This window comes from Curvibacter sp. GW821-FHT09D12 (genome assembly GCF_059416245.1).
Map to the genome: position 1 here is coordinate 83,993 of NZ_JBWKOU010000007.1, position 13,127 is coordinate 97,119.

The following is a 13,127-nucleotide window of genomic DNA, read 5'->3' on the forward strand; positions in this document are numbered from 1 at the left end:
CTCCACCACGGCCTCACCATGCCCACACTGTCCCCCCAGGCCCTGAGGCTGGCCTGCGCCGCACCGGCGCTGGCCTTCTTTGCCGCCTTCTGGTTGCTGCCCGTGCTGCAACTCGTGGCCCTGCCCGCCCAGAAGGGCTGGGCCACCTACTTCGCCGTGCTGACCGAGGCCCGCTACCTGAAGAGCCTGCTGCAGACCCTGGGCCTGTCACTGGTGGTGACCGCAGCCACCCTGGCGCTGGGCGCTGGTGTGGGCGTGACCCTGGCGCGGCGGCGCTTTGCGGGGCGGGGGCTGCTGCTGTCGCTGCTGACGCTGCCGCTGTCGTTTCCGGGCGTGATCATCGGCTTCTTCATGATCTTGCTGGGCGGGCGCCAGGGCCTGGTGGCCGACCTGACCGAAGCCCTGGGTGCGGGCCGCGTGACCCTGGCCTACGGGCTGGGTGGCTTGTTCCTGGCCTACCTGTACTTTTCGCTGCCGCGGGCCATCGGCAGCTACACCGCCGCCGCAGGCGCCATGGACCCGGCCCTGGAAGAGGCCGCCCGCTCGCTCGGCGCAGGCCCCTGGCGCGTGGTGTGCGATGTCTGGTGGCCCGAGCTGGCCCCCACCACCGTGGCCTGTGGCGCCATGGTCTTTGCCACCGCCATGGGGGCCTTCGGCACCGCCTTCACGCTGGCCAGCCAGTACGAGGTGCTGCCCATCACGATCTACAACGAGTTCACCAACTACGCCAACTTCGCGCTGGCGGCCAGCCTCTCGCTGAGCCTGGGCGCGATGACCTGGGGCGTGCTGTGGCTGGCCCGAAAACTGGGCCCCGACGCCCGCAACGCCCACAAAGCGCCCCTTGCCGGAGCCTGATGCCATGCGCCACGCGCGATCCACCTCCCCCCTGCTGCTGGCACTGACGGCCCTGGTCGCCCTGTTCATGCTGGCCCCGATGGCCCTGTCAGTGCTGGCCGGCCTGCTCAACAACTACCCCCGGGGCCTGAAAAGCGGCCTCACCACCCGTTGGCTGGGCGAGGTCTGGGACACCTATGGCAGCACGGTGCTGGCCTCGCTGGGCCTGGCGGGCACCTGTGTGCTGGCCTGCCTGCTGCTGGGTGTGCCCTGTGCCTACGCGCTGGCGCGCAGCCGCTCGCGCTGGGCCCGCTTGTTGGAAGAGCTGCTGACCCTCCCGGTGGCCGTGCCCGGCCTGGCCAGTGCACTGGCACTGATCCTCACCTATGGCGCCTGGCAGGGCCTGCGCCAGAGCTACGGCTTTGTGCTGATCGGCCACATCGTCTTCACCCTGCCCTTCATGGTGCGCACCGTGGCCGCGGCCTTTCAGCGTGACGAGCTGCGCTCGCTCGAAGAAGCGGCCCGCTCGCTGGGCGCGCGCTTCGACCAACGCTTTCTGGGCGTGCTGGTGCCCGCCGTGCTGCCGGCCATCGTGTCGGGCTGCCTGATGGTCTTCACGCTCTCGGTGGGTGAATTCAACCTCACCTGGATGCTGCACACCCCTTTGACCCGAACCCTGCCCGTGGGCCTGGCCGACAGCTACGCCTCGATGCGCCTGGAGGTGGGCTCGGCCTACACCCTGGTCTTCCTGCTGGTGATCCTGCCGGTGCTGTGGGGCCTGCAGGGCCTGGGTCGCCTGATGGAGAAACACCTTGGAACTTGAACGCACGCGCGTGGACATCGTCCAATGCGCCAAAACCTACCCCGACGGCACCCGTGGCCTGCACCCCACCACCCTGACCATCGAACCCGGCGAAGTGCTGGCGCTGCTGGGCCCCTCAGGTTGCGGCAAGACCACGCTGCTGCGCCTGATCGCCGGGCTGGAATTGCCCGATGAGGGCAGTCGCCTGCTGTTTGGCGACACCGACGTCACCCGGCTGCCGATCGAACGGCGCGGCATCGGCATGGTGTTTCAGCATTACGCGCTGTTTCCACACATGACGGTGGCGGCCAACATCGGCTACGGCCTGCGCCTGCGCGGCACCCCGGTGGCCGAGCAGCGGCGCGTGGTGGGCGAACTGGTCGATCTGGTGCGCCTGAACGGGCTGGAGCACCGGCGCCCGGCCGAACTCTCGGGCGGCCAGCGCCAGCGCGTGGCCCTGGCACGCGCCGTGGCCGTGCGCCCGCGCGTGCTGCTGCTGGACGAACCGCTGACCGCCCTGGACGCCAAGCTCAAGGAGCAGTTGCGCGACGAACTGGCCGAACTGCTGCGTCGCCTGCACATCACCGCGGTACACGTCACCCATGACCAGCAGGAAGCCCTGGCCATTGCCGATCGCCTGGCCGTCATGCAGGCCGGGCGCATCGTGCAGGTGGGCGACGGTGAAACCCTTTACCGCCGCCCGGAGCACCCCTTTGTGGCCACTTTTCTGGGCCGCGTGAACCGGCTGCAGCGCGACGAAGACGCGCGCCGCCGCCACGTGCTGAAGCTGGGCCGGATCGAACTGCCCTGCCCCCCCGTCTGGGGTGATCAGCCCCAGTTGCTGCTGCGCCCCGAAGACATTGAGCTGTGCGAGGCCCGCCCCGACGTGGCCGAGGCCCAGGTGATGCAACGGCGCTTTCTGGGTGAGCGCGTGCAGCTCAGCCTCAGCCTGCCGCACCAGCCGCTGATCTCGGTCGACGTGGACCGCGATCACCCGGCCCGCGCCGGTGATACCGTCGGGGTTCGTGTCGCCCCCCAGAGCCTGATGCCGGCCGAAGCCGTCAGCGCCTGAGCGGTCTGCCCCTCCCCCACCCGACCGATGCCTTGCCCCCCATGAACACCTTGTTGGCCCAACTGTCCGATCTGCACATCCGCGAGCCCGGCCGCCTGGCTTATGGCCGCCTCGACACCGCCCCCTACCTGGCCCAGGCCGTGCAGACCCTGCTGCACCTGCCGCAAGCGCCCCAGGCCGTGGTGATCACCGGCGACCTGACCGACTTTGGCCGGGCGGCCGAATACGAGCACCTGGCCAAACTGCTGGCCCCCTTGCCCATGCCGGTGTACCTGCTGCCCGGCAACCACGACGACCGAGACCAGCTGCGCGCGAGCTTTCCTGAGCACGCCTACCTGGGCACCGAGGGCTTTGTGCAGTACAGCGTGCCGGTGGGCCCGCTGCAAGTCATCGCCCTCGACACCGTGGTGCCCGGCGCCAGCCATGGCGCGCTGTGCCCACAACGGCTGGCCTGGCTGGCCGACGAGCTGGAGCGGCAAGCCCAGCGCCCGGTGATCCTGGCCCTGCACCACCCGCCGTTCCAGACCCTGATCGGTCACATGGACCGGATCGGCCTGCTTCAGGGTGCCGCCGAGCTGGAGGCCCTGGTGGCGCGCCACCCCCAGGTGCAGCGGGTCATCTGCGGCCACCTGCACCGCAGCATCCAGGTGCGTTTTGGCGGCACGCTCGCGCAGACCGTGCCGTCACCGGCCCACCAGGTTTGCCTGGACCTGGCGCCCGACGCAGCCTCGGCCTGGACACTCGAGCCCCCGGGCTTCGGCCTGCACGCCTGGAGCGAGGCCGGCGTGCTGATCAGCCACACCGTGGCCAGCGGCAACTACCCGGGCCCCTACCCGTTTCACGACGGCGGGCAACTGATTGACTGATCGACGGATCAGAAATTGAGCTTCAAGCCCGAGCTGGGCCAACGGCCGCGGTACACCTTGCCCGTGCCCGAGGCGGTGATCCAGACATCGCGCAAGTCGGGCCCGCCAAAGCACAGGTTGGTGCAGATCAGATCGGGCACCGCGGCATGCTCGGTCAGGCCCGTGGCCGGGTCGAACACCGTGATGCCGCCGTTGAGGATGGTGGCCACGCACACCTTGCCGTCGCCCTGCACGGCCAGGCTGTCCAGAAACTGGCAACCCGGCAGGTTGGCCACCACCCGCGCCGGCTGGAACGGCGACACGGTCTGCACCACGCCGGGCGACAGCACATCGAAGGCCCAAAGCCGGCCCAGGTAGGTGTCGGCCACATAGACCACTTTTTCGTCGGGCGACAGGCCCACGCCGTTGGGGGCCAGCAGCGGCGGGCCGGCACGCACGATGCGCGAGCCATCGGGCAGGGCGTAATACAGACCGCCGAACTGGCGTGAGTGCTCGTTGCCGCAGCCATGGTCGGTGAACCAGAAGCCCCCCTGGCGGTCGAAGACCAGGTCGTTGGGGCCGATCAGGCGCTGGCCCTCGCAATGGGTGTACAGGGTGCGCACCTCGCCGGTGGCCAGGTCGACCCGCTGGATGCTGCCGCCCTGGTGCTCGGGCGGCGTGGCGCCCGGGATGTTCAGCCCATCGACCGCGTGAAAACGGAACGAGCCCCCGTTGTTCGTCACATAGGCCGCCCCATCGGGGCCGATGGCCACGCCGTTCGGGCCCCCCCCCAGCTCGGCCACCACCTGCACCTCACCCTGCGGCGTGATGCGGCTCAGCGTGCCGCGCTGGATCTCGGTGAGCAAAAGATGCCCGTCGGGCAGCAGCACAGGCCCCTCGGGAAATTGAAGGCCTGAGGCCAGGCATGTGAGTTCGAGTTCGATCGCCATGGGTGTTGTCTCCCTGCAAATGATGTCGCGCTGCGAACAGCCGCAGCGCCACCGTTGTAAGGAGAGGCCCACCAGGTGTCAGTCCGTCAGGCGACACGGGGAGCCCGAAGACACCCGGACGGCTTCAGTGCTCGTCGTTGGCGATTTGGGCCCGGCTGGCGTAGCGCTGGGCCAGCACCGCACACACCATCAACTGCATCTGGTGGAACAGCATCAGGGGCAACACGATGGCCCCGACGGTGCCCGAAGCGAACAGCACCTTGGCCATGGGCACGCCGCTGGCCAGGCTTTTCTTGGAGCCACAGAACACGATGGTGATCTCGTCCTCCTTCGAGAAGCCGAGCTTGCGGGCCAGCAAGGTCGTGCTGGCCAGGGCCAGGGCCAGGATCACGGCACACACCACCAGCAAGCCCAGCAGCGAGGTGAGCGGCATGTCCTTCCACAGGCCCTGGATCACGGCGGCGCTGAAAGCCGTGTAGACCACCAGCAGGATGGAGCCCTGGTCCACGTACTTGAGCATGGCGGCACGCTTCTTGACGAAGTCGCCGATCCAGGGGCGCAGCAGGTGGCCCGCCAAAAAAGGCACCAGCAACTGCAGCATGATGTGGCCGATGGCGGCCAGCGGATCCCCCCCGGCCGCATGGCGCTGCAGCAACAGGCCCACCAGCAGCGGGGTGATGAAGATGCCCATCAGGGTGGAGGCCGAGGCACTGCAGATCGCCGCCGGCATGTTGCCGCGGGCCACTGCCGTGAAAGCAATGGCCGACTGCACCGTGGCCGGCAGGGCACACAGGAACAGCACGCCCAGGTACAGATCGGGCGTCACCAGCGGCTGCAGCACGGGCCGCAGCGCCCAACCCAGCAGCGGAAACAGCACAAAGGTGCTGGCCACCACCACCAGGTGAAGGCGCCAGTGGCTGATGCCGGCCAGCACCGCGTCACGCGAGAGTTTGGCGCCGTGCAGAAAGAACAGCAGACTGACCGCGGCCACGGTGAGCCACTCGAAGCCCTGGGCCACCTGGCCCGAGGCCGGCAGCACGCTGGCCAGCACCACGGTGCCCAGGATGGCGAAGGTGTAGTTGTCGGGAAGGAATCGGGAACGCGCCATGCGGCCTCCAAAGGGGGTGGGCCCCGCGCCATGCCGAGCCCAGGTGGGCGATTAGGCCTGAGCCCGATTCAAAAGTGAAATGCATTTCACTGATGGATTTATCATGTGCACTCATGAATGTCACCCTGCGTCAACTGGAGGTGTTCCGCTCCGTGGCCCTCACCCGCAACTTCAGCCGCAGCGGCCAGTTGATCGGCCTGACCCAGCCCGCCGTCAGCCGCTGCATCACCGAACTGGAAGCCCAACTGGGCCTGAAACTGCTGAACCGCACCACCCGCGAGGTCGAACTGACCGAGGCCGGCCGCAAGCTGGCGGCCCGCCTGGAGCGCGTGCTGGAGGAGCTGGACAACACCTTGCTGGACGTGCAGGGCATGGCCACTGAACGCCGGGGGCGGGTGCGCGTGGCCAGCAGCCCCACCCTGTCAGCCAACCTGATGCCCGAATGCATCGCGCTGTGCCGGCGCCAATGGCCCGGCCTGCAACTGACCTTGCTGGACCGCATCCAGCACGATGTGCTGGACAGCGTGCGCTCGGGCGAGGTCGATTTCGGGGTGGTGATCGACCCCGGTGAACGCGAGGACCTGCACTGCGAGCCCATCCTGTCCGAGCCCTTCTGCCTGGTCTGCCCGCCCGGCCACGCCCTGGCCCGGCAGGCCCAGGTGCACTGGCGCGACCTGGCCGGCGAATCGCTGGTGTTGCTGGACCACGCCTCCGGCAGCCGACGCCTGATCGACCGGGCCCTGGAAGCCCAGGGGGTGGTGGCCGAAAACGCCCAGGACGTGGGCCACCCCACCACCATCTTCCGCATGGTCGAGGCCGGCCTGGGCCTGTCGGTGGTCCCCCACCTGGCCCTGCCCCCCGAAGGCCTGAATGGCCTGGCCGTTCGCCCCCTGCTGCCCCGGGTGGACCGCGACATCATGCTGGTGCACCGCCGCAACCGCGCCCTGTCGCCCCTGGCCCAGGCCGCGTGGGAGCTGATCCGAGACGTGGCCCGGCAGCGCCAAGCCGTGCCGGCGGTCTGAGGGCCCCACCCAGCCGAAGCCACGCCATCAGCCAGCGCCCCACACCCAGGCAACCGGTTCCTCAAAGGATGCAGGCCCTCCAGACCTTCAGGGAGGCGCACTCAGCGCAATCGACCGGCGCTCATGGGTCCATAGCGTTGACGATGAAATAGGGCACCAGGGACACCACGAGCCATAGCCACTGACGACTGTAGGCGGCCCAGCCCCAACAGGCCCAGGCAAAGAGGATCGCGGCGGCGCGAGCAAGTTTCAAGAGGTGCCTACTTCAAAACAATGGGCAAAGACGACAGGCCCCATCGAACATAGACCAGATACGGAATGATACGAGCGGTGCCAGCGGGCGTCTCCAAGAGGACCGGCGTTCGCGCCGAGGCCCTGACAAAGAGGTTCAGGGGCCGTCCAACATTTGCCAGGTAAGCCCCTGGACCAAAGAGTCCCCATCGAGTCGAATGGATCACGCCCGTGCGGGCGATGCCTGCAGCCCCATCCGCCGTGGAAAAGTGCACCAGCGAACGAGGGACCCCTAAAAAGTTGAAGCCTGCAGTCCCAAGGATCAACGCAGTTTGAGGAGCGACATCGGGCGTCCAAAGCGCAGCGAAGACACCAGGGACATGGGCGAGCGGTGCGAATGGGCTTTTCGAACGGATCGCGATGTCTGCCCAGTATTGGGTTGCATCTTCGCCTGCAGCAGTGCTTGCTCGATAGAGGGTCTCCAGCCTCTTGATCAATCCCCGTACCGCATCATGATCAGATACCTTGAGTGGACCTGTGAACTCGCGTGGGGAACAACTCAGTGTCTTGTCAGACATTGCAGCCTCCTTTCGACAGCACATCGTAGGAACGCTTGGGTCCAAGACAAGGTAGCAAACGCAACAAGGGTTTCGGCTGGTACAAACATGCGTCTCGGCCGACGACCGAACAGGCCGTCCTTCTTACCTCAATTCACGCCATGCCCCCACCCCGCCCCCTCTACCCCGCCATCGAACCCTACGAAACCGGCCTGCTCGACGTGGGCGACGGCCACCGCGTCTACTACGAGCGCGTGGGCACCCCGGGCGCCAAGCCGGCGGTGTTTCTGCATGGCGGCCCGGGCGGGGGCATCTCGCCCGAGCACCGGCGACTGTTCGACCCGGCGCGTTACGACCTGCTGCTGTTTGACCAGCGCGGCTGCGGCCGCTCCACGCCGCATGCGGGCCTGGAGGCCAACACCACCTGGCACCTGGTGGACGACATCGAGGCCCTGCGGCAGTTGCGGCCCGGCACCGAGCGCTGGCTGGTGTTCGGGGGCTCGTGGGGCTCGACCCTGGCGCTGGCCTATGCGCAGAAGCACCCGCAGCGCGTGAGCGAGTTGGTGCTGCGCGGGGTCTACACCGTGACCCGGGCCGAGCTGGACTGGTACTACCAGTACGGGGTGTCGGAGATGTTTCCCGAGAAATGGGCGCGCTTCCAGGCCCCGATACCGGAGGCCGAACGCGGCCACATGATGGCGGCCTACCACCGCCTGCTGACCGGCCCGGACCCGGCCCGCCAGCAGGAAGCGGCCCTGGCCTGGAGCCTTTGGGAGGGCGAGACCATCACCCTGCTGCCCAGCCCAACCAACCACGACCAGCATGCCGATGCCCACTTTGCCCTGGCCTTCGCCCGGCTGGAGAACCACTATTTCATGCACGGCGCCTGGCTCGAAGATGGCCAACTGCTGCGCGAGGCCCATCGCCTGGCGGGCATCCCGGGGGTGATCGTGCATGGCCGCTATGACATGCCTTGCCCGGCACGTTACGCGCACGCCCTGCACCAGGCCTGGCCCGGCTCGGAGTTCCACCTGATCGAGGGGGCCGGCCATGCCTGGACCGAACCCGGCATCCAGGATCAGTTGCTGGCTGCCACCGATCGCTTCGCCCAGCGCTGAATTCGGCTACAGCCCCAGGCTGGCCGCAATGATCAAGCTGGCTTCCAGGGTGAATTCGCCGGCCGCCACCCGCTGGACCAGTTCATCGCGGGTGAGCAGGGCGAACTGGGCCACCTCGCCATCCTGGTTCTCGGGCGGACGCCCGTCCGGCACCTGGCCGACAAACCAGTCGATGCGCTCGACCATGTAGCCGCAGCCGCCCCCCTCGGCGCTGGGGCGCGCAAATTCGACATGCCCCCCATGGCTCAGGGCGGCCATCTGCTCGACATGCAGGCCGGCTTCCTCCCAGGTTTCGCGGGCCAGGGCCTCGTGCAGGGTGTCGGCAGCCGAGACCATGCCGCCCATCAAGGTGTCCCACATCCCGGGGTCGTTGGGTTTGTCGTGGGCGCGCTGCTGCACCCAGTGGCGCCCGTCGGGGGCCAGCCCCACCAGGTGCACGGCCTGCGTGGCCAGGCCGAGCACGCGCACCGCACCACGCTCGATGGTGCCCAGGCGCTGCCCCTGGGCCCCAACCACCGCCAATTGTTCGTTGCGCCAGGGGCCACAGCGACCAGCCGCCCGCAGGGCCAGGGCCAACGTTTGCAGGGCAGCACTCAGGCCAGCCTCGGAGGCCTCGGCCTGCAGGTGCCAGCTCGGGCCACGCTCATCCAGTTGGCGCGACAAGCCCAGGCCGGCCGCGCCCGGCAGACTGGCCAGCACACCGTCTTCGACCGAGCCGAGGGTGTGCCCCGCCGCCACCAAAGGCAGACGAGGGCGACGTGGCGCCTGGCGGGCCTGTGCACGCAGGTCCAGCAGCCAGGGCGGACTCGAAGGCTTGCCGGGGTTCACAGCGTGAGGATGGTGCAGCCCGTGGTCTTGCGGGCTTCGAGGTCGCGGTGCGCCTGCTGCACGTCTTCAAGGCGGTAGCGCTGCTCGATGTGGATCTTCACCTGACCGCTGCGCACCACCTCGAACAAGTCATCGGCCATGGCCTGGTTGCTTTCGCGGGTGGCGATGTGGGTGAACAGGGTCTGGCGCGTGACATACAGCGAGCCCTTGGCGCCCAGCATGCCGGGGGCGAAGGGTGCGACCGGACCGGAGGCGTTGCCGAAGCTGGCCATCAGGCCGAAGGGACGCAGGCAGTCGAGGGATTTGTCCCAGGTGTCCTTGCCCACCGAGTCGTACACCACCTTGACGCCCTGGCCGCCGGTGATCTCCTTGACGCGGGCCGCAAAATCTTCGGTGCTGTAGTTGATCACGTGGGCCGCACCGTTGGCCTTGGCAAGCGCGCACTTGGCATCCGAGCCTGCGGTGCCGATCAGCTGCAGGCCCAGGGCCTTGGCCCATTGGCAGGCGATCAGGCCGACACCGCCGGCAGCAGCATGGAACAGCACGAAGTCGCCGGGCTGCAGGCCTTCCACCGGGCGGGTCTTCTTGAGCAGGTACTGGGCGGTGAGGCCCTTGAGCATCATGGCGGCGCCGGTCTCGAACGAGATGTCGTCGGGCAACTTGCACACGTTGCGGGCCGGCATCACGCGCACCTCTGAATAGCTGCCCGGCGGGTTGGCCGCGTAGGCGGCACGGTCGCCAGCGCGCAGGTGGGTCACGCCCTCGCCCACGGATTCGACCACGCCTGAGCCTTCCATGCCGAGCTGAAGCGGCATGGGGAAGGGGTACAGGCCAGTGCGCTGGTACACATCGATGTAGTTCAGGCCCACCGCATGGTGGCGGATGCGGATCTCGCCGGGGCCGGGCTGGCCCACGTCCACATTCACGATCTTGAGTTGTTCAGGACCACCAGGCTGGTCAATGCGTACGGCGCGGGTCATGGGATGTCTCCGGTTGCGGGGGGCGAAGGGAACGAAGTTGAGGACGGCCGCTGCATCCAGCAGCTGCGGTGCAGGCCAAACCGGGCGAAATGGTGCCACGAATCGGCGGGGTGTGCAGAGGTCTGGGCGCAAGGCCGGCGCCGGCCCTGTAAAGTGCGCCCCCATGCAACACCGACTCAGCCCCTCGACCATCGCCCTGCTCACCCTGCCCCCCCTGCTTTGGGCGGGCAATGCCGTGGTGGGCCGGCTGGTGCATGAGCTGGTGCCGCCCATGACGCTGAACCTGCTGCGCTGGGCCATCGCCTTCGTCCTGCTGCTGCCGCTGGCGGGCCGCACCCTGCGCCGCGACAGCCCCTTGTGGGCCCATTGGCGGCGCTACAGCGTGCTGGGCCTGTTGGGGGTGGGCTGCTACAACGCCCTGCAGTACCTGGCGCTGCAGACCTCCACCCCGATCAATGCCACGCTGGTGGGATCGAGCATGCCGGTGTGGATGCTGAGTGTGGGCGCGCTGTTCTTTGGCGTGCCGGTGGTGCGCCAGCAGTTGTTGGGCGCCCTGCTGTCCATCGTGGGGGTGGTGCTGGTGCTGAGCCGCGGCGAATGGGCCCAGCTGATGGCTTTCAAGCTGGTGGCGGGCGACCTGTTCATGCTGCTGGCCACGATCGCCTGGTCGTTTTACAGCTGGCTGCTGGTGCGCACCGCCGAGCCACCCGGCCTGCACCAGGACTGGTCGGGGTTTCTGATCGCCCAGATGGTGTTCGGCCTGGGCTGGTCGGGCCTGTTCGCGGGCGGTGAGTGGCTGCTGACCCCCGCCCACATCAGCTGGGGCTGGCCGCTGCTGGCCGCGCTGGCCTTCATCGCCGTGGGCCCTGCCCTGCTGGCCTACCGCTGCTGGGGCAGTGGGGTGCAACAGGCCGGCCCCGGGGTGGCGGGGTTTTTCATCAACCTCACGCCTTTGTTTGCCGCCCTGATGTCCACGCTGTTCCTGGGCGAACACCCGCACCTGTACCACGCAGTGGCGTTCGCCTTCATCGTGGGCGGCATCGTGGTGTCGGCCCGACGCTGAACGCCCAGAAAAAACGCCCTGCAACCGTGAGGCTGCAGGGCGCTGGGCAGGTTGTGGGGGCTGAAGGCCCCGAAGCCCTGCTGCGATCAATCCCTGATCAATGGCGGAAGTGGCGCACGCCGCTGAAGACCATGGCCACGCCACGCTCGTTGGCCGCATCGATCACTTCCTGGTCGCGCATCGAGCCACCGGGCTGGATGACGCAGGTGGCACCCGCGTCCACCACCACATCGAGGCCATCGCGGAACGGGAAGAAGGCATCGCTGGCCACGGCCGTGCCTTGCAGGCTCAGGTTCGCATGGCCGGCCTTGATGCTGGCGATGCGGGCCGAGTCGAGGCGGCTCATCTGGCCGGCGCCCACGCCCATGGTCATGCCACCCTTGCAGAAGACGATGGCGTTGCTTTTGACGAACTTGGCCACCTTCCAGGCGAACAGCAGGTCTTGCAGCTCTTCGGCGCTGGGTTGCTTGGTGGTGACGACCTTGAGGTCAGTCAGTTGCAGCTCGTGGTTGTCGGCGCTCTGGATCAGCAGGCCCGAGCCGATGCGCTTGACGTCCATCAGGTTCTGGCCCTTGTCCCAGGCAGTGGCACCACCGGCCGGCAGCGCGATCTTCAGGATGCGCACATTGACCTTGGTCTTGAAGACTTCCAGCGCTTCAGGCGTGAAGTCGGGCGCCATCAGCACCTCGACAAACTGCTTGCTGACCTGCTGGGCCGCTGCGGCATCGAGGGTGCGGTTGAAGGCAATGATGCCGCCAAAAGCCGAGGTGGGATCGGTCTGGAAGGCCTTGCTGTAGGCCTCGAGCGGACCGCTGCCCACGGCCACGCCGCAGGGGTTGGCGTGCTTGACGATCACGCAGGCCGGCACGTCAAAACTCTTGACGCACTCCCAGGCCGCATCCGCGTCGGCGATGTTGTTGTAGCTCAGCTCTTTGCCCTGCAGCTGCTCGGCGGTGACCAGCGAGCCCGGTGCGGGGTACAGGTCACGGTAGAAGGCGGCCTGCTGGTGAGGGTTCTCGCCGTAGCGCAGGTCTTGCAGCTTGATGAAACGGCCATTGCTCTGGGCCGGGAACAGTTGCTTGGAGGGGGTGTTGTTGCCTTCCTCGAAGTTCAAGGCCGACAGGTAGTCGCTGATGGCGCCGTCGTAGTTGCTGATGCGGTTGAAGGCAGCCACCGACAGGCCGAAGCGGGTCTTGTCGCTGAGCTTGTTGCCGTTGGCCTTGAGTTCGGCCACCACGCCGGCGTACTGCGAAGCGTCGGTCAACACGCCCACGTCCTTCCAGTTCTTGGCCGCACTGCGCACCATGGCGGGGCCACCGATGTCGATGTTTTCGATCGCGTCTTCCAGGGTGCAGCCCGGCTTGGCCACGGTGGCTTCGAACGGGTACAGGTTGACCACCAGCAGGTCGATGGTGTCGATGCCGTGTGCGGCCAGGGCGGCCATGTGCTCGGGCAGGTCGCGGCGGGCCAGCAGGCCACCGTGCACCTTGGGGTGCAGGGTCTTGACACGGCCGTCCAGCATTTCAGGGAAGGCCGTCACCTCGGCCACCTCGGTGACCGGCAAGCCTTGTTCGGCCAGCAGCTTGGCAGTGCCGCCGGTAGAGATCAGCTTGATGCCGAGGGCGTGCAGTTCCCGGGCCAATTCGACGATGCCGGTCTTGTCGGAAACAGAAAGAAGTGCGTTCATGCGAGGGTCTTCAGTTTTGGATAGGAAAAA

The 13,127-nt window shown here is 67.7% G+C and carries 12 protein-coding genes; 7 read left to right on the top strand and 5 right to left on the bottom strand.

Annotated elements, in window-relative coordinates; all coding sequences use genetic code 11:
* The first annotated feature begins 18 nt into the window (after positions 1–18).
* The 4 genes from AC07PT_RS13325 to AC07PT_RS13340 are packed head-to-tail and all read left to right on the top strand — an operon-like array spanning position 19 to position 3,574.
* Positions 19–855 (top strand): ABC transporter permease, encoded by an 837-nt coding sequence (locus AC07PT_RS13325; RefSeq protein WP_494656932.1) that lies wholly within the window; start codon positions 19–21, stop codon positions 853–855.
* 4 nt (positions 856–859) lie between these two features.
* On the top strand, positions 860–1,657 hold the full coding sequence (locus tag AC07PT_RS13330; protein WP_492347923.1) for an ABC transporter permease: 798 nt from the start codon (positions 860–862) through the stop codon (positions 1,655–1,657).
* Positions 1,647–2,708: an ABC transporter ATP-binding protein gene (locus AC07PT_RS13335; RefSeq protein WP_492347922.1), complete on the top strand. Its 1,062-nt coding sequence runs from the start codon at positions 1,647–1,649 to the stop codon at positions 2,706–2,708. The genes AC07PT_RS13330 and AC07PT_RS13335 overlap by 11 nt, the downstream gene beginning before the upstream one ends.
* Before the next feature lie 41 nt (positions 2,709–2,749).
* A complete protein-coding gene (locus AC07PT_RS13340) occupies positions 2,750–3,574 on the top strand; it encodes a phosphodiesterase (RefSeq protein ID WP_494656933.1) in 825 nt (274 codons plus the stop codon).
* An 8-nt stretch (positions 3,575–3,582) separates the two neighbouring features.
* Here AC07PT_RS13340 and AC07PT_RS13345 read toward each other — a convergent pair whose 3' ends face one another.
* Positions 3,583–4,503, bottom strand: coding sequence for an SMP-30/gluconolactonase/LRE family protein (locus AC07PT_RS13345; RefSeq protein ID WP_494656934.1), 921 nt, complete (start codon positions 4,501–4,503; stop codon positions 3,583–3,585).
* A 124-nt stretch (positions 4,504–4,627) separates the two neighbouring features.
* Entirely contained in the window at positions 4,628–5,611 is a 984-nt protein-coding gene (locus AC07PT_RS13350; RefSeq protein WP_492347919.1) for a bile acid:sodium symporter family protein, read from the bottom strand.
* A 113-nt stretch (positions 5,612–5,724) separates the two neighbouring features.
* On the opposite strand from AC07PT_RS13350, the gene AC07PT_RS13355 reads away from it, so the two are divergent.
* Both AC07PT_RS13355 and pip read left to right on the top strand, forming a co-directional pair.
* Positions 5,725–6,633, top strand: coding sequence for a LysR family transcriptional regulator (locus AC07PT_RS13355; protein ID WP_492347918.1), 909 nt, complete (start codon positions 5,725–5,727; stop codon positions 6,631–6,633).
* 949 nt (positions 6,634–7,582) lie between these two features.
* Positions 7,583–8,539, top strand: coding sequence for a prolyl aminopeptidase (gene pip / locus AC07PT_RS13360; protein WP_492347917.1), 957 nt, complete (start codon positions 7,583–7,585; stop codon positions 8,537–8,539).
* Positions 8,540–8,545: 6 nt separating this feature from the next.
* Here pip and AC07PT_RS13365 read toward each other — a convergent pair whose 3' ends face one another.
* Entirely contained in the window at positions 8,546–9,367 is an 822-nt protein-coding gene (locus AC07PT_RS13365; RefSeq protein WP_492347916.1) for an NUDIX hydrolase, read from the bottom strand.
* A complete protein-coding gene (locus tag AC07PT_RS13370) occupies positions 9,364–10,347 on the bottom strand; it encodes a quinone oxidoreductase family protein (protein WP_492347915.1) in 984 nt (327 codons plus the stop codon). The genes AC07PT_RS13365 and AC07PT_RS13370 overlap by 4 nt, the downstream gene beginning before the upstream one ends.
* Positions 10,348–10,510: 163 nt before the next feature.
* Here AC07PT_RS13370 and AC07PT_RS13375 point away from each other — a divergent pair, with 163 nt between their 5' ends.
* Positions 10,511–11,410: a DMT family transporter gene (locus AC07PT_RS13375; protein WP_492347914.1), complete on the top strand. Its 900-nt coding sequence runs from the start codon at positions 10,511–10,513 to the stop codon at positions 11,408–11,410.
* Between the two features lie 97 nt (positions 11,411–11,507).
* Here the strand turns inward: AC07PT_RS13375 and purH are convergent, their stop codons facing one another.
* On the bottom strand, positions 11,508–13,097 hold the full coding sequence (gene purH, locus AC07PT_RS13380; RefSeq protein WP_492347913.1) for a bifunctional phosphoribosylaminoimidazolecarboxamide formyltransferase/IMP cyclohydrolase: 1,590 nt from the start codon (positions 13,095–13,097) through the stop codon (positions 11,508–11,510).
* Positions 13,098–13,127 lie beyond the last annotated feature (30 nt).

Coding starts and splice junctions, on each gene's coding strand:
- AC07PT_RS13325 (WP_494656932.1), top strand. CDS start 19: ATGCCCACACTGTCCCCCCAGGCCCTGAGGCTGGCCTGCGCCGCACCG.
- AC07PT_RS13330 (WP_492347923.1), top strand. CDS start 860: ATGCGCCACGCGCGATCCACCTCCCCCCTGCTGCTGGCACTGACGGCC.
- AC07PT_RS13340 (WP_494656933.1), top strand. CDS start 2,750: ATGAACACCTTGTTGGCCCAACTGTCCGATCTGCACATCCGCGAGCCC.
- AC07PT_RS13345 (WP_494656934.1), bottom strand. CDS start 4,503: ATGGCGATCGAACTCGAACTCACATGCCTGGCCTCAGGCCTTCAATTT.
- AC07PT_RS13350 (WP_492347919.1), bottom strand. CDS start 5,611: ATGGCGCGTTCCCGATTCCTTCCCGACAACTACACCTTCGCCATCCTG.
- AC07PT_RS13355 (WP_492347918.1), top strand. CDS start 5,725: ATGAATGTCACCCTGCGTCAACTGGAGGTGTTCCGCTCCGTGGCCCTC.
- pip (WP_492347917.1), top strand. CDS start 7,583: ATGCCCCCACCCCGCCCCCTCTACCCCGCCATCGAACCCTACGAAACC.
- AC07PT_RS13370 (WP_492347915.1), bottom strand. CDS start 10,347: ATGACCCGCGCCGTACGCATTGACCAGCCTGGTGGTCCTGAACAACTC.
- AC07PT_RS13375 (WP_492347914.1), top strand. CDS start 10,511: ATGCAACACCGACTCAGCCCCTCGACCATCGCCCTGCTCACCCTGCCC.
- purH (WP_492347913.1), bottom strand. CDS start 13,097: ATGAACGCACTTCTTTCTGTTTCCGACAAGACCGGCATCGTCGAATTG.